This window comes from Ruegeria sp. BE9 (assembly GCF_056538765.1).
The window spans coordinates 201,834-220,936 of record NZ_JBQFTS010000002.1; the positions used below are offsets into that span (position 1 = coordinate 201,834).

Annotated in this window: 17 protein-coding genes; 12 read left to right on the forward strand and 5 right to left on the reverse strand. The window is 52.9% G+C overall.

Features of this window, described 5'->3' with window-relative positions; translation table 11 throughout:
* The first annotated feature begins 186 nt into the window (after nucleotides 1-186).
* The 4 genes from ACR0EO_RS07685 to ACR0EO_RS07700 all read left to right on the forward strand — a co-directional run bounded on the left by ACR0EO_RS07685 (nucleotide 187) and on the right by ACR0EO_RS07700 (nucleotide 3,836).
* Nucleotides 187-486, forward strand: a complete 300-nt coding sequence (locus ACR0EO_RS07685; protein ID WP_480688586.1) for a hypothetical protein — start codon at nucleotides 187-189, stop codon at nucleotides 484-486.
* Between the two features lie 172 nt (nucleotides 487-658).
* Nucleotides 659-1,276, forward strand: a complete 618-nt coding sequence (locus ACR0EO_RS07690; protein WP_480688588.1) for a hypothetical protein — start codon at nucleotides 659-661, stop codon at nucleotides 1,274-1,276.
* Between the two features lie 537 nt (nucleotides 1,277-1,813).
* Nucleotides 1,814-1,981, forward strand: a complete 168-nt coding sequence (locus ACR0EO_RS07695; RefSeq protein ID WP_480688590.1) for a hypothetical protein — start codon at nucleotides 1,814-1,816, stop codon at nucleotides 1,979-1,981.
* Nucleotides 1,982-2,390: 409 nt separating this feature from the next.
* The gene (locus tag ACR0EO_RS07700) at nucleotides 2,391-3,836 is read left to right on the forward strand and encodes a phospholipase D-like domain-containing protein (protein WP_480688592.1); all 1,446 of its coding nucleotides are present in this window, start codon (nucleotides 2,391-2,393) and stop codon (nucleotides 3,834-3,836) included.
* A gap of 185 nt (nucleotides 3,837-4,021) precedes the next feature.
* Here the strand turns inward: ACR0EO_RS07700 and ACR0EO_RS07705 are convergent, their stop codons facing one another.
* Nucleotides 4,022-5,839: an SLC13 family permease gene (locus tag ACR0EO_RS07705; protein WP_480688594.1), complete on the reverse strand. Its 1,818-nt coding sequence runs from the start codon at nucleotides 5,837-5,839 to the stop codon at nucleotides 4,022-4,024.
* 47 nt (nucleotides 5,840-5,886) lie between these two features.
* The gene (locus ACR0EO_RS07710; protein ID WP_480688596.1) at nucleotides 5,887-6,759 is read right to left on the reverse strand and encodes an ABC transporter ATP-binding protein; all 873 of its coding nucleotides are present in this window, start codon (nucleotides 6,757-6,759) and stop codon (nucleotides 5,887-5,889) included.
* A 407-nt stretch (nucleotides 6,760-7,166) separates the two neighbouring features.
* On the opposite strand from ACR0EO_RS07710, the gene ACR0EO_RS07715 reads away from it, so the two are divergent.
* A complete protein-coding gene (locus tag ACR0EO_RS07715; protein ID WP_480688598.1) occupies nucleotides 7,167-9,080 on the forward strand; it encodes a DUF3604 domain-containing protein in 1,914 nt (637 codons plus the stop codon).
* A gap of 116 nt (nucleotides 9,081-9,196) precedes the next feature.
* Here the strand turns inward: ACR0EO_RS07715 and ACR0EO_RS07720 are convergent, their stop codons facing one another.
* Nucleotides 9,197-9,640: an Lrp/AsnC family transcriptional regulator gene (locus tag ACR0EO_RS07720; RefSeq protein ID WP_480688600.1), complete on the reverse strand. Its 444-nt coding sequence runs from the start codon at nucleotides 9,638-9,640 to the stop codon at nucleotides 9,197-9,199.
* 115 nt (nucleotides 9,641-9,755) lie between these two features.
* Between ACR0EO_RS07720 and ACR0EO_RS07725 the strand changes: the two genes are divergently transcribed.
* The 3 genes from ACR0EO_RS07725 to ACR0EO_RS07735 all read left to right on the forward strand — a co-directional run bounded on the left by ACR0EO_RS07725 (nucleotide 9,756) and on the right by ACR0EO_RS07735 (nucleotide 13,119).
* A complete protein-coding gene (locus ACR0EO_RS07725) occupies nucleotides 9,756-10,865 on the forward strand; it encodes a pyridoxal-phosphate dependent enzyme (protein WP_480688602.1) in 1,110 nt (369 codons plus the stop codon).
* Nucleotides 10,866-11,114: 249 nt separating this feature from the next.
* Nucleotides 11,115-12,461: a guanitoxin biosynthesis MBL fold metallo-hydrolase GntH gene (gene gntH, locus ACR0EO_RS07730; protein ID WP_480688604.1), complete on the forward strand. Its 1,347-nt coding sequence runs from the start codon at nucleotides 11,115-11,117 to the stop codon at nucleotides 12,459-12,461.
* Between the two features lie 10 nt (nucleotides 12,462-12,471).
* Nucleotides 12,472-13,119, forward strand: coding sequence for a DUF3299 domain-containing protein (locus tag ACR0EO_RS07735; protein ID WP_480688606.1), 648 nt, complete (start codon nucleotides 12,472-12,474; stop codon nucleotides 13,117-13,119).
* Between the two features lie 285 nt (nucleotides 13,120-13,404).
* Here ACR0EO_RS07735 and ACR0EO_RS07740 read toward each other — a convergent pair whose 3' ends face one another.
* On the reverse strand, nucleotides 13,405-14,124 hold the full coding sequence (locus tag ACR0EO_RS07740) for a glutathione S-transferase family protein (protein WP_480688608.1): 720 nt from the start codon (nucleotides 14,122-14,124) through the stop codon (nucleotides 13,405-13,407).
* Nucleotides 14,111-14,719, reverse strand: coding sequence for an NAD(P)H-dependent oxidoreductase (locus ACR0EO_RS07745; protein WP_480688610.1), 609 nt, complete (start codon nucleotides 14,717-14,719; stop codon nucleotides 14,111-14,113). The genes ACR0EO_RS07740 and ACR0EO_RS07745 overlap by 14 nt, the downstream gene beginning before the upstream one ends.
* A gap of 126 nt (nucleotides 14,720-14,845) precedes the next feature.
* On the opposite strand from ACR0EO_RS07745, the gene ACR0EO_RS07750 reads away from it, so the two are divergent.
* The 4 genes from ACR0EO_RS07750 (at nucleotide 14,846) to ACR0EO_RS07765 (ending at nucleotide 19,096) form a co-directional block, all read left to right on the forward strand.
* On the forward strand, nucleotides 14,846-15,220 hold the full coding sequence (locus tag ACR0EO_RS07750) for a winged helix-turn-helix transcriptional regulator (protein WP_480688612.1): 375 nt from the start codon (nucleotides 14,846-14,848) through the stop codon (nucleotides 15,218-15,220).
* Between the two features lie 228 nt (nucleotides 15,221-15,448).
* The gene (locus tag ACR0EO_RS07755) at nucleotides 15,449-16,399 is read left to right on the forward strand and encodes an ABC transporter substrate-binding protein (protein WP_480688614.1); all 951 of its coding nucleotides are present in this window, start codon (nucleotides 15,449-15,451) and stop codon (nucleotides 16,397-16,399) included.
* Nucleotides 16,400-16,476: 77 nt separating this feature from the next.
* On the forward strand, nucleotides 16,477-17,514 hold the full coding sequence (locus tag ACR0EO_RS07760; RefSeq protein ID WP_480688616.1) for a quaternary amine ABC transporter ATP-binding protein: 1,038 nt from the start codon (nucleotides 16,477-16,479) through the stop codon (nucleotides 17,512-17,514).
* A complete protein-coding gene (locus ACR0EO_RS07765) occupies nucleotides 17,507-19,096 on the forward strand; it encodes an ABC transporter permease (RefSeq protein ID WP_480688618.1) in 1,590 nt (529 codons plus the stop codon). The genes ACR0EO_RS07760 and ACR0EO_RS07765 overlap by 8 nt, the downstream gene beginning before the upstream one ends.
* Nucleotides 19,097-19,103: the final 7 nt, after the last annotated feature.

Here is a 19,103-nt window from a genome sequence, read left to right on the forward strand (position 1 = left end):
TCAAAATCGAACTTTGCAAATTTAACTTTGCGCATTTAGGCAGCTATTCGTAAGTGAGCCGAAACTACGTGATCCGTGCCGGTGCTTTGAACATTCACAAGCCACACATTGACATGTTCGAATTTCTTCTTTCCACTTGCTTCACCCTTTTCGTGGGCTTTTCAGAGCAACAGAAGGAAATTTTCAATGACAAAAATCAGCGTGTTTACTTTGTTGTCAGTAGCTACTTTTGCGCTTTCCGCGTGCGATGATACCGGTGGTACTAGCGTGTCCGCCGAAGCTACTCCAGCACAACAAGCCTGTTTGCGCGATGTAGCCGCCACGACCAACAACACGCAGGTTGTTGTGCTTTCCTCGGCGTTCAGCGAAGCGGGAACACAAGTACAAGTCGGCGTGGGTCCTGACCAAGCACCATGGAATTGCATTGCTTACAGCGATGGAACAACAGCGGGAATTGAATCTCTCAGCGATGAAGGGGCGCTCTAAGCCAGGATATGTTTGTTGCAGTTATGAGCCTTCGTTTTAGGGATCTCGCGTGAATGCTTGCTTCCTGTCCCAGGGTGAACACAGCGGGCGGTTTTCGCTACTCAACCGAGGTAACGACCTATCTTTTCAACACGCTAGAACAGCGGCTTTATCGACTAAAAGGAAATGTGTGATGCTTAAGAAATACTTTTGGTTAGCAGCTATTCTTCCCATGCCTGCGTTCTCTGATATCTCTGACGAAGCAAACGCGTGTATTGATGAATTGGTGTCTCGCTTAGGGAATGTTGGGGGCGAGGTTCTCGGTCAAGAATTGAGCGAAGCCGCGACTATGGTCCGACTTCGAGACGGAAATGGTGTTGAGTACGAGTGCATCGTTTGGTCTGGACCAGAAGTCGCTGACCTACGGCGTACCGGTGAAAGCGCAGACAAGGCTGATGATGGGGATGGCGCCATGGAAAATGCTGCGGCGCCGACAGTTTCAGGGGATCAGGTCGTTAAGTTTGATGCGGGAACGAGCGGCACTGCAATGAGTGCCACGCTTCAACCAGGCACGTCGGTGCGCTACGTGCTGGGTGCAAACGATGGTCAATTCCTGAACGTAGACGTTGGTTCACATGGCGGAGCTTTGGACTACAAGATTTTCAATCCAGACGGCTCTCTATTGTTAGATTTGATTTCTTCTGACACGCCTTATCAAGGGCAGCTGTGGCAAACCGGCGAGCATGTCGTGGAAGTTGTGAACGCAGGCGCTCAACTGGTTTCTTTTGACATTGGGATTGGCATTAACTGATGCTGACCGGGGTGTAGCCTTGGCGGAATTTTCACAATTCGGGTAAAACATGTTGAAGTTGGCATTGGCCAATCAAATGACATTACTGGGGGCCGCAATAGCGCGGCTTGTGGCAGGCTATCTGCACCGGTTGCGTTCTTCTCTCCTCAGTATTGTGCGCAGTGTTTCTAAAGATCTGCGGCGCCACTTTCCCTGACCAGGTGTGGAAACCGAAAACCGGCGTTTCACCTCTGCCTGCTTTGTGCTCAGTCAAAACAAAATTGCTCTTGGTGTAAGAACGCCGCACACCTCGCCATAGAAAGCAGCGCGAGCCGGAACAATCATTGTGACATGGTGAGCGTCTGCTCCAGCAAACCTCTCGTCCACTTAGAGTAGTTTTACTCGTCGCCTTGCACCATCTTCGCGTGGTCCTGCATCCCAGCAAGCTGGGAAAGCTGGTTCCCAGCCTTGACGAATGGCGCGGTGATATCCAACCCGTCGACTTTGCTTCCAAAGCTTTGTGCAGAGTATCATTTCGGACCACCAATACCTCAACCGATGTCGGTTAGACGTGTGTTCGCCAGTTCGACAGTGCTGGGAATCCACGTGCGTGAAAATGACCAGCTGACGACCCTGTTCGATAGCCACGATCTCCGGATCGATCCCAACGGATTGCAAAGCGTCAAGTATCTCGGCGAATACGTCGCCTGTAGCCTATTGGTCTGAAATCGAACGCGCATCTGTCATGAAGTCGCCAATGTAACGCCCTTTACCGGTGCCACGAAAAGTCGCTTTTGAGGAATATCGCTGCCGGTGACGATTTAGGCGTTGGAGATACAAGTGGGCGATTTAGCCTTTTTGCTTCAGGGCAGATCAAAGCCCAAAAATAGGAATGCCCGCTCCGAAACTTAGGCGAATAGCGGACGTTCTCCGAACCGCTCATCTAGGCCCGCAAAGAGGCGCTAAGCCCGCTTTTGTTTATGCTCGAAAACGGCGTAGGGTTTGCGCCAGCGCGATGTCTGTGACGCTAGGACCGGCGCGATGCCCTTCTAACTCAAACATTCTTCGCTGATGCCTGTCAAATCAGTTAGGTTGAGACTTTAAGTTGTATGGTTGCATCCGGGGAGATCGTGATTTGAGCCTCGTCTACGTTTGGGCATTTTTAATCTCGCTTGTGCAGGTGACATTGGCCTTAGGCGTCACGGTGCACGCCGTTCTAGGAAAGCGAGATACGCGAGCGGCCATCGGCTGGTCAGCTCTCGCTTGGCTTGCGCCGTTTGTTGGCTCATTGGCATATATCGTTCTGGGCGTTAACCGCATTAACCGGGCTGGCACGCGAATGGGCCTGTCAGATACCATGCATCAAATTCCAAGTTTCTCGCTGTCGGAAAGCGAGAGAGTGTTGTTTGAAGAGTCCAATGTTCAACTTCCTCACATTGCCGGTTTAGCCCGCGCTGGGGAGGCTCTTAGCGCAAAGCTGCTCCTGCCAGGAAACACGGTCCATTGTCTGCGGGACGGGGATGAAGCCTATCCAGAAATGATTGCGGCCATCGACGCCGCCAAGTTTTCCGTTGGCTTGCTGAGCTATATTTTTGATAGCGACATAGCGGGAGAAGAGTTCCTGAATGCCCTCGTTCGCGCCAAGGATCGCGGCGTGGAGGTGCGCGTTCTTATCGACTGTGTTGGTGCGCGCTATAGCAAGGAAAACATGGTTACTCGTTTGAAGGAGGAAGGGGTTGAGGCTGCGAGTTTTCTTCCCACCAGCGGTTTTTCCTCACGACGCTTCTCGAACTTACGAAACCATAGAAAAATCCTTGTTGTAGACGGTTGTATTGGCTTCACGGGCGGCACCAATATTCGCGAAGCTCATTGCCTGAACCTCAACCCCGAGGGGCCAACACAATGTCTACATTTCAAGTTTGAGGGGCTGGTTGTAAGCCACTTCAAGCAAGTATTCGTTACGGATTGGGCCTTTACCACCGGGGAGCAGTTGAGCGGCTCTGTCTGGTTTCCCGAGCTTTCCCGACACGGTTCAGTCTGGTCGCGCGGGATTTCACACGGACCAGACGAGGATTTCGAGACGCTTAGCAAGCTCATTTTCGCAGCGCTGTCGGCTGCGCGAGAGCGCGTACGCATTGTCAGCCCTTACTTCCTCCCGGATTCTAGGCTGATAGAGGCGCTGTCAGTGGCGGCTCTCCGCGGCATAAAGGTGGAAATTTACCTGCCTTCCGACAACAACGTGAAGATCGTCGAGTGGGCAGCAATGGGTCAGATCGGGCAAATCATGGAACATGGTTGCCGTGTTTTTTTCACCAAGCCACCGTTTGATCACACAAAGCTTATGCTTGTGGACGACGTTTGGGCGCTTGTTGGAAGTACCAATTGGGATCCCCGTAGCCTGCGTTTGAATTTTGAGTTCAATGCTGAATGTTATCAGCGAGAATTGTCGGAAGAGCTTCATGCTATCCTTGACGAAAAAGCCCTTGGAGCGCGCGAGATGAACCTCGAAGACATCAAGAACTTCCCGTTTTGGGTCCGCCTGCGCAACGGGCTGGCCCGGTTACTGTCACCCTACCTGTAGTCGCCGACACTTAGTTTGCCCTAGACAGATAGCCTGTGGTGATCGGTTCAAGAGTTTACGCACTACTGAGCGGGAATTGGTGACAAGTCGAATTTTGCACTTACTCGCTCTGCGTCATTTCAGAAGTTGCTGGTGCGACACGCGTTGGTCCCTCACAGCGCGCAAGCAAATAACCTTGTCTGCGATCAATACGGGAAGAGGATAGGTGCGATCGCCACTGCGGCAATTCCTGACAGGATGGTCAACGGCACACCTAGCTTGAGAAAATCCGCAAAACTGTAGCCCCCAGGAGCGACAACCAACGTGACTACAGGGGTTGAAATGGGCGTGGAAAAGGACGCCGACGCCGCAATCAGAACGCAAAGCGCCACAGGATACGGTGAAATTCCAAGCGCCTCTGCGGCCGAGATCGCGATGGGGGCCACAAGTACGGCAGAGGCCGTGTTGGAGAGAACCAATCCGAGCAAAGCGGTCAAAACGAAGATTGCCGACATAACCGCCCTTGGGCTGGCATCGCCGACAAGGTTCAGCAATTGTTCGACGATGAGGTCGGCGCCCCCAGTGACTTGAAGAGCGTCTGCCAATGGCAACATCCCGGCAATCAGTACGAGGCTTGGAAGCTTGATCGCGCGATAGGCGTCTTCGGCAGAAAGAGTGCGAAAGACCACCGCGGCGACAGCGGCTATCAGGACCGCGGCCGTAATCGAAACGAGTTCAAGCAGCGTGGCTGCGATCATTCCGGCCATGATAGTTATTGCGGCCCAGAATCCCGAGGTTGCGGGTGGCATTGATTTTCGCTCTTGGGGAAAGGACAGCAACACGAGAGAGTCGTGGCGTCTGACCGCCCGATCCAAGGCGTCCCATGGCCCGGCGATCAATAGGCGATCCCCGGATCGCAAGGTTGTTCCTGCTACTTCCTCAACGGGTTCGCCATCTCTGACCAACGCGATGACCTCGACATCTTTCGCCTCCAGGCCAAGTCCATTGCTCACAGCCTTGCCGATCAGTGGCGACTCTGGATGAACCAGAACATCCGAAAACCCGATTTCACCGATCAATGTGTCGACCTTGGTTTCAGGGTCGATGCTTGCGGAGAACTCAGTTCGTTGCGCTAAAGACTTTATCGCCTCTTCCGGGCCGCGCACTAAGATACGATCCCCGCGTAGCAACTCCATCCCTTTACGGAACATCGCCGGGATGTATTTGCCTTTTGCGCCTGACCTCAGCCTTATTACAGTTTTGGAGGCGGCTCCGATCAATCCGTCGACGTCTTCTGATGGAATTTTTTGGGCGACTACAAGAATTGCAGACTGAGAATTAAGGTCAAAAGACCTCCACATTGCCGCAAGCGTCGTTTCGGTTGTCGCTAAGTCCTCCTTTTGAGTATCCGAGTCAGACTGCAGGCGAAACCGGCCCCAAAACAGGATGAAAACGACCGTAACCAAAAGAACAAGCGCGCCGATCGGGAAAAAGGAAAACAGACCCAGAGGCTGATACCCTTGAGCAACCAATTCGTCGCTTACGACCAGATTTGGAGGGGTGGCGATGAGGGTCAACATGCCACTGATCAACGCGGCATAGGACATCGGCAACAGAAGCCGCGCTTTGTCGTTTCCTGTTTGCTCGGCAATTCGCAAAATGATCGGAATGAAAATTGCGACAACCGCCGTCGAACTCATAACGCTTCCCAGAAGGGCAGTGCTGACCATTATCAGGATCAGAAGATTAGTCTCGCGGCTGCCACCGTAGCGCATAATTGCGTCGCCAACCGCGCGCGCCACACCAGTTCTGTCCAGCATTTCCCCCAATACCAGAAGGCACGCCACAAGAATTACCACGCTGTTTCCAAAGCCCGCGAGGCTTTCCCCAATTGTCAGCGTGCCGCTCAGGGCAAGTGAAATGACCACAATCAAAGCGACAAAGTCGTAGCGAACCCGATTGCTTGCCATCAGAACGCCAGCGACGGCGATCAATGCAAAGACAAAACCAGCCTCATTGGTCATTGCTTTACCCCTTGAAACAACAGGCCGGCAATCCAGCCGGGCAAAGTTCAGTTGGTTGCGTCAGCCATATCTACGCCTGCTTCACGCAGCAGATCAAATTTCACTGCGGTTGCGCTGACCTGCCGATAGAAGGCAATCAGCTGTCGCGTCGGGCCCTGCAGACGAGTCAAGCCAACGGTCGCAGCGACGACCGTGCCGACATCGGTATTGCCCTCCAGGACCTGCCAGCCGCCCACGACAAGAACCGCCACTGTTCCGGCTCCGTTAATGGCGCTGAGAACAAATTTCGAAGATAACTTCCAGACGAATATCCGGGAACGCGTGTCGTAGATCTCGTCGAATTTGGGCGTGATTTCCACGGCCGAGCGTTCAGCATCAACAAGCCAGTTTGTTGCTTTGCGCAATGTGTGAACTCTGTCTGAGACTAGCAGGTTCACCCGGGTCTGAACGATGAGTACAATAAACACCTGAGGGATAATCATGCCGATTGCAATCAATCCCAAAGAGGGTTGATTGGCTGCAATGTACCCGACAATCACAACGAGTGTTCCGGCCTGTACCAGCGGCTCCGACAAGGCGCTTCCGGTGAACTTTCCCACTTGTTCAGCTTCTGCCGACACCATTGTGGCCTTGGCACCATAAGCGACTTTCTCAGACCCAGCAGGGTTTTCGCGAGACAGGTTGCAAATGCGCTTGCGCAGCTTGCGGATCATATCCTCGCCCAGAACGCTCGAAAGATAGCCCAGCAACCATTTCAGTGCGAGGCTTAGGGTTATCACCGCGCCCATAGCGGCACCGAGCCACAGCAAGGTTCCGGCGCTTATATTCTTTTCGGTTAGTCCGTTTACGATTTCCTTCTGATAATTCAGAGGAAAAGCAGCCAAGGCTGCGATGGAGAGCGACAGCAAGATGTTGACCACTTGACGTTGTCCCGTTGTTCTCCAAATGGATCGGTAAAATTCAATCACTTCACGTTCCCCCAAGTTTCTTGCGGCACGCTTGCTGAACGATGCAGGTGTCGTGTTCTGAACGAACTGTAACACTCAAGTCCATTCGCATGAAAAGATGCGTTTCCACCGAGCGTCTCCGGTGAATTTGGAGCCCGCAACTTCCTAAAAGATCGCATGTGGTGGTTAGGCTTCGTAAACGTGAGGAAGGTCACCGACCCCGTATTTTGACGTTTTGCGACGGTCCAACGGTTGCGCAAATCCTCTAATCAGGGTCACGAATGCGGACTCTGAACAGCACGCTCACCCACCCGTATATTTGATTTTTTGCATGTTTTTTCTTACACTGCGCTTCAGCTTTGCTGCCTGGGGGGTCGGTCATGAGAACTCATTTTGAACCCAAGTTATTGCTGCATGCTACTACGGCTTTAGCGCTTTCATTGGGAACGCAAGCGGTTAGCTTCGAAGGCGAAGTACCTCCAGATAATGTGGTCCCTACGCCGACCTACTCTCCGTTTGTTGACCGGTCTTATCCTGATCAAGTTCTCTTCGGCGATCTTCACTTCCACACGGAAATCTCGTTCGATGCAGGGCTTGTGGGGACCTCTTTGAGCATTCATGACGCCTTCCGCGTTGCGAAGGGGGAAAGAATAACGTCAAACACAGGGCAACCTGTACAGCTCATCCGGCCACTCGATTTTCTCGCTATCACCGAACACGCAGAAATGTTGGGGCTTGCGACGGCTGTTCGCGCGGCTGACCCTCGGCTTTTGGCCGACGACTGGGGCCGTTTGACCTATGAAAGGTTCAATTCCGGGCAGGAAGGTCGGATGGAGGCGTTCGCCAACATCATCGAGATCGCATCAATCGAAGGTCGGGACCCGACGGCTGGCTTGGATTTAGACGGTGATCTCTGGCAGCAAATTGTGGAAACAGTCGACGACTACTACGAACCTGGTGTGTTCACTTCGCTGACTGGATACGAATGGACATCGACGCCGCAGGGGAACAACCTTCACCGCGTAGTTATCTTCGGTGACGGTGCCGATAAGACGAGTCGGACGCGTCCATTTTCGTTCTTTGAAAGCGAAGATCCTGAACCGTTGTGGGACTATTTGGCCGCTTACGAAGAGGCGACGGGTGGAAGCGTGATTTCCGTGCCCCACAACGGGAACATCTCAAACGGTATAATGTTCGCGCCTACTAAATTTGACGGCACGCCTATGGACGCAGACTACGCCGCCAAACGTATTCGATGGGAACCAATGCACGAGGTGACACAAATTAAGGGTGACGAGGAAACGCACCCCTACCTGTCCCCAGATGATGAGTTCGCGGATTTCGAAACCTGGGACGTTGCGAACATTTCGGGCACCGTCGCAAAGACACCTGAAATGCTGCGCTACGAGTACGGACGCTCCGCCTTGAAAGTCGGGCTCGAGGTTCAGCAGGAGACCGGCGTAAACCCGTTCAAATTCGGCTTTTACGGTACGACTGACACGCACACCGCGCTTCCGACAACTCGGGAAGACAACTACTTTGGCAAATACCAACACACGGAGCCTTCGGCGAACCGTCACAACGTCGATGTGATCCCTGCCGAAGACCCGGCATTGCGTATCATTACGGCGCAAGAGTCGGCTGCGGGCCTCACCGCTGTTTGGGCACGAGAAAATACCCGTGAGGAAGTTCACGGAGCCATCAAACGCAAGGAGGCATACGCTACGACAGGGCCGCGAATGAGAGTCCGGGTTTTTGGGGGCTGGGGTTTCGATGCCGATGATCTGTACGCCTCGGATTTTGTTTCAAATGGGTATCAGAACGGCGTGCCAATGGGCGGAGACCTGAAGAACGCGCCTGATGGGGGTTCTCCCAGCTTCTTGATCCGTGCGCTGCGCGATCCGGATGGCGCGAACCTCGACCGTGTCCAAATCATCAAAGGCTGGATTGATGAGAGTGGCGACACCCATGAACGGATTTTTGACGTGGCCGTCTCAGGTGACCGAGAAATTGGAGAGGATGGTCGCGCGCTTGAACCTGTGGGCTCAACGGTAGATGTTGCAAACGCGACGTACAGCAACTCAATCGGCTCCGTGGAACTCGCCGCGTATTGGCAAGACCCAGATTTTGATCCGGATAACAACGCGTTTTACTACGTGAGAGTGATCGAAATTCCAAAGCCACGTTGGACGACTATAGACGCTGCTTTTTATGATATCCCGCTGCCTGAAGCCGTTCCGGCAGAAGTCCAGGACCGTGCTTACACATCACCGATTTGGTACAGCGCCGAATAGTGACTTAATTTGTTTTGAGAAGCCGTTCGTCAGCTCGGATCGGATGGCCGCTCCGAGCCCAAAGTTCTGTATGCTGCAATAACCCCAAGGTCTGCCTTGTGGGGTTAGGTGGTAACTTACTTCAGTTTGGACATGACCATATGCGTGGTGAAAGCCAAGACATTTTTGTCCGCGTGGAACAGTCGGTCAGCAAGTTCGGTGTATTCTTCCATATCCGCGACGTTCATGGTCAGTATGCTGCCGACTTCGCCAGACACCATATAGCACTGTGAAATCGCCTTTTCGCGTTCAAGCTGTTTGAAAAATTGCCGCCGGTGCTGAGGGCCGTGCCGTTCAAATTTGACCGACACGATGACGGTGAGTTTCCTGTCGAGGCAATCGGGGTCAACGACCGCAACGATCCGCTGAATGGCTCCGATCTCCTTGAGCCGCGCGACCCGTCTGAGACAGGCAGAGGGCGAAAGCCCGACCCGCTCCGCCAAGACTTTGTTTGGAAGGTCAGCATTATCTTTCAGGATGTCCAGAATGTGATGATCTATCTGATCTAGGTCTTGGCGCATGCTTCAAAATTTCACACTTCGATAACTGACGCAATAAATACGCGTTTATCTCGCAACTTTGCGCAGTCATTTCGGGTTACAGACCGTAGCGTCTCCGGCAACAAGGAGACCCCAAATGACCGAACACGCTGCCTTTCTCGATATGATCACACAAAAAACTTATCTCCTGAGCGATCCCATCTGGCGTTCGCCAGAAGGCAACCCCCTTTTGATAACCGATCAGCCCGGCATAACGCGCAGCGACATTGACACATCCAAACGGTCAATCTGGCGCTATGCTAAGTCTCTGCCTTTGGAGATCGACAAACCTGTGTCCCTTGGCGAAGGTTGCACCCCGATGATTGCACCTGAGATTGGCGGCGACAAATTTCATCTCAAACTGGAGTGGTTTGCCCCAACAGGGTCTTTCAAGGATCGGGGTACGTCGGTTCTCATCTCGTACCTGAAGCAACTGGGCGTCGTCGAAATTTGTGAAGACAGTTCAGGCAATGCAGGTGCATCGGTTGCAGCTTACGGAGCCGCTGCAGGAATGGATGTGACCATACTGGTCCCCGAATACACTCAACCAGCCAAAGTAACTCAGGCACGTGCCTATGGCGCAGATGTGGAATTGGTACCCGGATCGCGTGGTGACACGGCGCGGGCTGCCATTGAGCGGGCGAAAACACTATTCTACGCCAGCCACAACTGGCATCCGATGTTCCCTCAAGGCACCAAAAGCATTGGCTACGAAATATGGGAAGACCTTGGATTTCGAGCGCCAGACAACATTGTCATCCCGGCTTCCGAAGGCAGCAATGTACTGGGATGTTACCTCGCATTTAGCGAACTCATGTGCAGCGGTGAGATCGACCGCATGCCACGGCTATTTGTCGTTCAGCCAGAGAATTGTGCCCCTCTACATCATCTCTTTCAGGGCACGAAACAAACTGAGTTTTTGCCGACGGTGGCCGAGGGTACAGCAGTACAAACGCCTGTACGGCTTTCCTATCTGGCGGAAGTGCTGGCGTTGACCGATGGAGGGTCAGTGGTTCTTTCAGAGACAGAAATCATTGTCGGGGCCAAGAGGCTGGCAAGAGCTGGGCTTCTGGCAGAGGCAACCAGCGCTCAAGCATGGGTTGGGACGAAGAAGCTGTTGGAAGGTGGACAAATCGCGATAGCTGATACCACTGTTGCTTTACTCACCGGAACAGGGCTGAAGTCTCAAGCGGTGTTCTCTGGGTGAACGAAGGAAGATAAAGCCAGTTCAAAACGCAACAGCAGACACTTGGGCTATATCGATCAAGGGCTGAAATGCCCGCTGAGTGGTAGTTCATAGAAAGTGCAACGAGCGACCGCGTTGAGCTCAAAACAGCCTTTCGGTTTTTTTCAGGAAGCTCCACTTCCCGTGGTCGCAATAGCGGCTCGTTTTGAAAGTTCATGATCCTCGGTTAACCTCGCAGAAGTTTTGCAGAGGATTGGAGGGACAATCATCATGAAAAGTTTTACAGTATTAAGTGCTGCAACGCTTCTGAGTTTATTCCAATCGGTAGATGTCCTTGCGCAGGCGCAGCCAACCCCGGAAATGCAGAAAGCCATTGAGTTCTTCGACCAAGCGGGAAACCCTGAAGGACGATGGATTGAAGGTGAAACGATGGTTCCTCATGTAGAAGCCGCGTCTCACTTCAATGCGGCGATGCTGTACTACCCCGGAACAGAGGAATTACAGGACAACGAGATCCGCGTGAGCTTCATGGGTTCGACTTACTACCCATCACAGGATCAATCAGGGATGAGTATCTTTGTCGAACTCGGAAATGGCGACCGTTTCGTTTTTGACATGGGGATTGGTTCACTGCGGAACTACAACAGCTTCTCCGTTCCCTTCAATACGATCAATCACGTCTTCATTTCCCATCTTCATATGGATCATGTGAGCGACCTGCCATACTTCACGATGTTCCGTCCCATTCAAGGTGGATACACACCATTGAATATTTACGGCCCGAGCGGGTCCGAACCTCAATATGGAACACAGCATTTCGTCGATAGCATGATGGCCATGACAGCGTGGCACCAGGATAGCTTCAATGCCTGGCCAATCGGCGAAGGTTATAACCCCAATGTGGTGGAATTCGACTACATGGATGAGGGTGGAACGGTGTACGAAGCAAATGGTGTCAAAATTACCCATTGGCCAACATCACACACCAAAGATGGCGCGACGAGCTACAGATTGGATTGGAATGGTAAAAGCCTTTGCTACACCGGCGATAACCGCCCGAACAGCCTGACCATAAAGTACTGCGAAGGTGTGGATATGCTGATCAGCGAAGTCCAAACAGCTACTGTCTCTGTTACCTCTCGCGCACTTGGAATGCCGGCTGCAATGGCGGCATACACAATCGACACATCGCACACGCCAGCTTATGGCCTCGGTTACATCTGTGAGCAAACACAGCCTAAAGTCTGCGTCGCCTCTCACTACAGTTATGACGATGTTTTCAACAACGAAACGGTTGCCGAAGTTCGCTACCACTACAAAGGCGCTTTTGCATTTGGCGCGCCAGATCTCGTCGTATTCAATCTGCACGGCGATGGAAAAGTATGGTGGCGCGAGGGGGTCACGGGTGAGTCCAATCAGGTTCCGCGGCCAGTGTATACAGATGATGAGATCACATTCCCGGCTCCAAAACATCAGGTCTATGATGTGATCAATGAAACGATTGAGGCCAACGAGATTGATCCGGAACTCTGGTATCCACCTGAGAAGACGCCAGAGCTTGTACGCGAATGGCCTTTGACTGAAGACATCACAATACCAAACCCGTTTGCCAATTAAAGCGGAGCCAATGCGAACCCCGACAATAATACTGATCCTCACGTTGCTAGGTTCAGCAAGCCTTGCAGGGCCTGCTCGACCAGTTGATTGGAGTGATCTCGGCAACAACCTATCGTCTCAGAAGAACCCGTATTACGGGCTAACAGCAGATGAAGCTAGACTGGTCGGAGTTCTGGTGCATACGGCAAAGATGCGGGAAGCCGGTAAAGCTCTTTCCCCGCATTTGCTTCAGGGTGAAAAAATAGCACTGTCGGCGTTAGAGAGTGTTGGCATCAACGGTGCTGCCAAAGTTAATGATGTAGCAGCGTTTGGCAAAATGATGGAATCCAGTCGCAATGACTTAAATGATAGTCTTCTGGATCAATCCATTGAAATTTCCGGCTTCGTTTTGCCTCTGAACTTCACCGAAACCAAGATAACGGAGTTTGTTTTGGTTCCTTTTGCGGGAGCTTGTGTTCACACGCTCCCTCCGTCGCGAAATCAAATGATAGTGGTCAACTATCCGGAGGGTTTTTTGGTAAACGGCTTATTCCAGGCGGTGTCTATTTCTGGGCAATTGGTTAGGGGTGATACGGTGCGCTCGGTTGGATTTTCCGACGGCGTTTCGTCACTCGATATTGGGTATCAGATGGAGGCAGTTTCTGTTGACCCGTTGTGAGAACCAATATGGCTGCTATGTCCGCAAAGTTGGCATTTACCGTATTCGAACGAATAGCCGCACTTAGCGATCTGAGCAGTTACCCTATGTTTCACATTGCGTGGATAACTCAATGCCCCAAACTGGCATCGAGTTCTTTCAGGCAGTGACGACTACATTAGCAAAGGCTGCACAGACAAAGTGGCCGCCGGTATCCTCATTCACCGCCATCTTCTAACCGGCATTTAGCCATACCTGTTCTGGCTTGCGCGCCACACAAACGGATGTCGGCGCGCAGCTAAGGTATCAGCCTTTCTTTACATCGCCTGAAAAGCGTGAGGCGTTTTCCTTGGCGAAGGCAGTGGCATCCGCATCGGCGTCCCAGAAATGAGGGTTAGCTTTGGGGATGGTCAGTGCTTTTTGGACCGCTGGGCGCGAGTCAATGCGATCAAACCAGGCTTTAAGGTGCGTTAAATCAGACACTTCGGTCCGCGCCCAGACATAAGCTCGAGCCCACGGATACAGCATCATGTCGGCGATGGTATATTCATCGGCGGCAATCCAATCGCGCCCGTTCAGGCGAGTATTCATCACCTCTAAGAGACGGCGACTTTCATCGCCATACCTCCGGATCGAGAACGGCTCTACGTGACCGTTCGGGGCTGCGATGTGGTGGAAATACATGGCCTGCCCCATCATCGGGCCGATGTGACCAACTTGAAAGAATACCCACTGCATGACCTCTGATCGTTTGACTGGGTCAGTCGGCAAGAACTTTCCGTATTTCTCAGCCAGGTGCCACAGGATTGCGCCGCTTTCGAAGATTGCGCGCCCTTCGGCCCGGTCAAAAATGGTGGGGATCTTCCCGTTGGGGTTCATTGCGAGGAATTCGGGTGATTTTTGTTCCTGTTTGGAGAAATCGATGTGAGTTAGGTCGTAAGGAACTCCTGCTTCTTCCAGAAAAATAACAGGTTTGTAGCCGTTCATTGTGGCCGCGGTGTAAAGATGGATATCAGGCTGCGACATTGCTGACCTCTGCAAATGCGTTGTTCAGGTGCGCCTCAAAGCGTGTGAAGTCTGCTTCGATGGTCGGGTTCTTCATGACGTCGAACGCTGCGAATGTAGGCAGCGATTGCATTGCAAGGAACCTGGCCGTCAGGTGTATCGGACGCAGCAAATCATCTACGCTGCTACCTTTAAAGAAAGGCTCGGCGTGGTTGTCAAATGCTTCTCTCGGAGCATTAAACGTAACCGAGAGCATGTACTTTTTGTCCGAAAGTTTGCCGCCCATGCCGTAGTTTGACTTGGGTGCGTCCGAAGTCCGGCCATCGCCATCTGCAAAACGTCCATCCATTGCCGAGGTGTAGACTTCGTCCATGTATTTCTTGAACGACCACGGAACGCCCATCCAGTTCACCGGAAACTGCATTATTATAAAATCGGCCCACAGATGGGCGTCGATTTCAGCGTTTACCTCATAATCTTCGGCAACGGTGGTGACACGAACATTATGACCAGCCGAAGCCAGAGTTTCACGCGCCTTTTCGGTCAGGCTGGCGTTAAGTCGACCAGGGGCCGCTTCGTAAGGTTGCGTTCCGTTGATGATAAGAATGTTGCTCATGTTCGTGTCCTATCTGGGTTGCGACCCACTTGACTTATAGTGGGCTTGAACTGAAGTTGTGGTTGAAGGTTTCGAAAAGCAACCAGTATACTTTTGGTAACCTATGTCTTGCATATGAGGATTGTGATGCGCGCAACCGTTGAAGCCGACAAAAATGGAAGAAAACAGGCATCGAACGCATGCAAGCAACCCTGTTCAATAGAACGCGGCATGCGGATACTTGGTGGAAAGTGGACGGGTTCTATTCTGTGGCACCTGAAGGATGGGCCTGTCAGGTTCAATGATTTGTCCCGGATGATCGGTGGCGCCAGCAAGAAGATGATAACTGAAAGGCTGCGGCAGCTAGAGACGCAGGGGCTGGTTGATCGCAAGGTGATGCAAACGTCACCTGTTTCCGTAGAGTATTCTCTCACCGATTTAGGTCGGACAGCTTTGTGCTTTCTGGATGAGTTGCGGCACTGGGCAGATGCGCTGCCGACCTCTGTCGTAACCCCCGACTGATTTTGCAAAAAACCGAAACTAAGTTATGGTAATGCCGCATACCCGAGAATGTCTCAGGTAAGTCTTGATAGCTGACATAATCACATGCTTCACTTTTTGGGCCAGCTTGGCGTGTCGGCTGGTTGGCCCAAAAAACCGGGGAGCAGCAGCTTCCTAACACTGTTTGAACGGTGCAGTCGCGTTGCGGTTAAAAATAAGCGCCGAAAACAGCCAACATGGAGATATCAAATGAAAAAATTAGCCACACTATTGGGAGGCGTATCGATGGCGGTCGCCGGGCCTGCAATGGCTGCGGACATTGTAATCGGTGTTCCCAACTGGCCTTCGGTGAATGCGACCGCGCATATCTTGAAAGTCGCGATCGAACAGAACCTTGGGCTTGAGGTCGAGTTGCAGAACGGAACCAACCCGATTGTGTTCGAGGCGATGGATTCCGGTGCGATGCATGTGCACCCTGAGGTTTGGATGCCGAACCAGCAGAACCTGCACGATACCTATGTGACCGACAAAGGCACCGTTACGTTTAATGCTAACGGCGTCGAAGCCTTTCAGGGAATGTGTGTCGACAAGGGCACTGCAGAAGCCAACGGGATCAAGTCGATTGAGGATTTGACCAATCCCGATGTCGCTGCGCTGTTCGACAGCAACGGTGATGGCCAGGGTGAGCTTTGGATCGGTGCGCCAGGTTGGGCCTCGACGAACGTCGAAAAAATCAGGGCCAAGTCCTATGGCTATGACCAGATCTTTGAACTGACCGAGATTGACGAAACAGTGGCATATGCGAACCTTGATAATGCGATCAAGGCGGGCGATCCGTGGGTCGGTTTCTGCTATACGCCGCACTACGTCTTTGCTCTGCATGACATGCAAATTCTGGAAGAGCCGGCCTATGATGCGGCTAAATGGAATGTGCTGCAGCCGACAGACGACCCAGATTGGCTTGAGAAGTCCGAAGCCGGAGTTGCCTGGGATCTGGCCTACCTGCACCTGCACTATGCCAAGTCCCTTGAAGAAGAGTATCCGGAAGTGGCCACAATGCTTTCTAACATGAAGCTGGATACCGATACGGTTTCGGCCATGACCTATGCGCTGGTGATCGAAGGCAAAGAACCTTTGGCCTATGCAGAAGAATGGGTTGGCGCGAACGAAGATGCCGTCCTGAGCTGGATGTCCGAGTGATCGACGTCGGCCAGAACTGAAACTCGGGCAGGCCGTCGGGATCTCCCGACGGCCTGTTTTGCATCAAAGGGACAATTATGACCGAAACAGTCGTTAAACTGACGGATGTCTGGAAGATCTTTGGCGAACGGGCCGAAGAAGCCATGACCGCAGTGCGGAACGAAGGGATTGGAAAGCCCGAAGTTCTAGAGAGATTCAATTGCGTCGTTGGTGTGCAGGGCGCGACCTTCGAAGTACCTAGGGGTGAGATTTTCTGTATCATGGGCCTGTCTGGCTCGGGTAAGTCGACGTTGGTGCGTCACGTGAATCGCCTGATCGAGCCGACCGCCGGTAAAATCGAAATTCTGGGCCATGATGTGTCCAAGATTTCCGAATCCGAACTTCGCCGCATCCGGGCTCAGCAGATTGGTATGGTGTTCCAGCATATGGCGCTGATGCCCCACCGTTCAGTGCGCGATAACGTGGCCTATCCACTGGAAATCCGTAAGGTATCTAAATCAAAACGCTGGGCTGTTTCCGATCACGCCTTGGGGTTGGTGGATCTGACGGGGTACGAAGATCGTCTGCCCAAGGAATTGTCTGGTGGTATGCAGCAACGGGTAGGGATCGCCCGCGCTCTGGCTTCCGACCCGGAAATCCTGCTGATGGACGAGCCTTTCTCGGCTCTTGACCCGTTGATCCGTTTGCAATTGCAGGATCAGTTCAAAGCCTTGGTGGCGCAACTCCAAAAGACCACGTTGTTCATCACGCACGATCTGGATGAGGCCATTCGCATCGGTCACCGTATCGCCATCATGAAAGACGGGGTGATCGTACAGATCGGCACACCGGAAGACATCGTTATGAACCCGGCGGATGATTATGTGCGCGAGTTCGTGCAGGGTATTTCCAAGCTGAAGCTGGTCAAAGCCCATTCGATCATGGAGCCGCTCGCAAGCTATTCCGGCCCGACCGAAGGCGCGCCGCGCGCGGATGAGGGGGCTGATTTGGACCAGTTGATCGATCTGGCGGTGAATACAGAGTTGCCAGTCATCATCACGGATTCAGGCAATGATGTCGGTGTCGTTACAAAACCGCGCCTGCTACGTGGCATCCAGGGGGGCAAAAATGACTGACGCAACCACCGAAGTAAAAGTCACCGCTGCCTCGGATATTGAAGTCGATCGCGATGCGCTAGATCGCTCGATTCACGAATTCGCAGGGGCAAACGGGGATTATTACGTTAACGCCTTTCACAAGATACACGATGCGACTAGTGCCGTTCCCAATACCTTTAACGTGTGGGCGGCAGTTTTGGGGCCATTTTGGTCCGCTTCTCGTGCGATCTGGGGGATGTTCTGGACTTTTCTGATCCTTGAAATCATTGCGTGGGTCCAGATCGGGCGCGGTGCATGGGGCAACCCTGGCGCTGATCTGGCAGAACGTGCTGCTCGTCAGCAGGAACGTGCGAACGAGCTTTTGGCACGGGCTGCCGAAGCCACCGAGAAAGCGGATATCGACCGTTTTAACAAACTGGCTGCGAATATTCAGAAAGCCGCTGATGCCAGCCTTGAGAAAGCGCAAGCCGCTCAAGCAGAGTCTCTGGGCATCATGGTCACGGGCTTGCTGATGCTGCTGGTGTTCAAACTGGTGCAGGGGTTCTACGCGGATCGAGTGTATGAAAAGCAGTACTCGAAATGGCGCATCGACCCGTCCAGCACCGAAAGCGGTCAATCGACCCGAAACACGGTGTTGGGAGCTGTTCTGATCGCCGCAATTGGGCCTTTGATTGTCTACAAGTTTACAGTCAACGCATCGTTGGCCATGTTGGACGCCTTCCCTGAGAAAGAAGTCTCGGCACTTATTCTTGGCGAAGGGCAGGGCACCCTGTTCTCTACATTGGCCAGCTGGATGGAGGCGCAGATTGACGCCGCAGCCGCGGCTGGAGGGGATATATTCGACGGGATCGTCGCGGGCGTGCGCTCAGTGCTTGACGCTTTGACGATTGCTCTGATCGGGTCGCCTTGGCCGGTTGTGATGCTGGTTATCTGCGTGACGGCGTGGCGTGCGGCAGGGCCGCGTGTGGCAATCTTTACCGCGTCCTCGTTGGCATACATCTCTCTGCTGGGCTATTGGGATGTTGCAATGGAAACGGTGGCACTGGTGGGAGCTGCGGTGCTGCTTTGCGTCGTATTCGGTATCCCTCTGGGCATCTGGTTTGGTAAATCCGCGCGGGCTTACCGAGCTGCGGAACCGGTTTTGGATTTGATGCAGACCCTTCCGGCATTCGTTTACCTGATCCCGATCATCGCGTTCTTTGGCACCGGTAACCCTCCGGGCATTCTGGCCACAATCATCTTTGGTATGCCACCAGTGATCAGGCTAACGGCGCTCGGGATGCGCGGGGTTCCAGAAAGTATCAAAGAGGCTGCCGTGGCCTTTGGGGCGTCCAAGTGGCAATTGCTCAAAGACGTCGAGATACCACTGGCATTGCCGTCGATCATGACCGGCGTGAATCAGACAATTCTTATGTGTCTGTCGATGGTCGTGATCATCTCACTGATTGGCGGCGGAGGATTGGGCAAAGAGATCCTTGAAGCTTTGCAATACGCGGCTAAGGGACCGGGCCTGCTGGGTGGGTTTGCCATTCTGTTCTGTGCGATGGTCATCGACCGGATCGTGCAAGGCGCCTTCCGGCGAGAAGACGAGAAAGTTTAAACAAACC

Coding starts and splice junctions, on each gene's coding strand:
- ACR0EO_RS07690 (WP_480688588.1), top strand. CDS start 659: ATGCTTAAGAAATACTTTTGGTTAGCAGCTATTCTTCCCATGCCTGCG.
- ACR0EO_RS07735 (WP_480688606.1), top strand. CDS start 12,472: ATGCGAACCCCGACAATAATACTGATCCTCACGTTGCTAGGTTCAGCA.
- ACR0EO_RS07740 (WP_480688608.1), bottom strand. CDS start 14,124: ATGTCGCAGCCTGATATCCATCTTTACACCGCGGCCACAATGAACGGC.
- ACR0EO_RS07685 (WP_480688586.1), top strand. CDS start 187: ATGACAAAAATCAGCGTGTTTACTTTGTTGTCAGTAGCTACTTTTGCG.
- ACR0EO_RS07765 (WP_480688618.1), top strand. CDS start 17,507: ATGACTGACGCAACCACCGAAGTAAAAGTCACCGCTGCCTCGGATATT.
- ACR0EO_RS07755 (WP_480688614.1), top strand. CDS start 15,449: ATGAAAAAATTAGCCACACTATTGGGAGGCGTATCGATGGCGGTCGCC.
- ACR0EO_RS07705 (WP_480688594.1), bottom strand. CDS start 5,839: ATGACCAATGAGGCTGGTTTTGTCTTTGCATTGATCGCCGTCGCTGGC.
- ACR0EO_RS07745 (WP_480688610.1), bottom strand. CDS start 14,719: ATGAGCAACATTCTTATCATCAACGGAACGCAACCTTACGAAGCGGCC.
- ACR0EO_RS07715 (WP_480688598.1), top strand. CDS start 7,167: ATGAGAACTCATTTTGAACCCAAGTTATTGCTGCATGCTACTACGGCT.
- gntH (WP_480688604.1), top strand. CDS start 11,115: ATGAAAAGTTTTACAGTATTAAGTGCTGCAACGCTTCTGAGTTTATTC.
- ACR0EO_RS07725 (WP_480688602.1), top strand. CDS start 9,756: ATGACCGAACACGCTGCCTTTCTCGATATGATCACACAAAAAACTTAT.
- ACR0EO_RS07695 (WP_480688590.1), top strand. CDS start 1,814: ATGTCGGTTAGACGTGTGTTCGCCAGTTCGACAGTGCTGGGAATCCAC.
- ACR0EO_RS07760 (WP_480688616.1), top strand. CDS start 16,477: ATGACCGAAACAGTCGTTAAACTGACGGATGTCTGGAAGATCTTTGGC.
- ACR0EO_RS07750 (WP_480688612.1), top strand. CDS start 14,846: ATGCGCGCAACCGTTGAAGCCGACAAAAATGGAAGAAAACAGGCATCG.
- ACR0EO_RS07720 (WP_480688600.1), bottom strand. CDS start 9,640: ATGCGCCAAGACCTAGATCAGATAGATCATCACATTCTGGACATCCTG.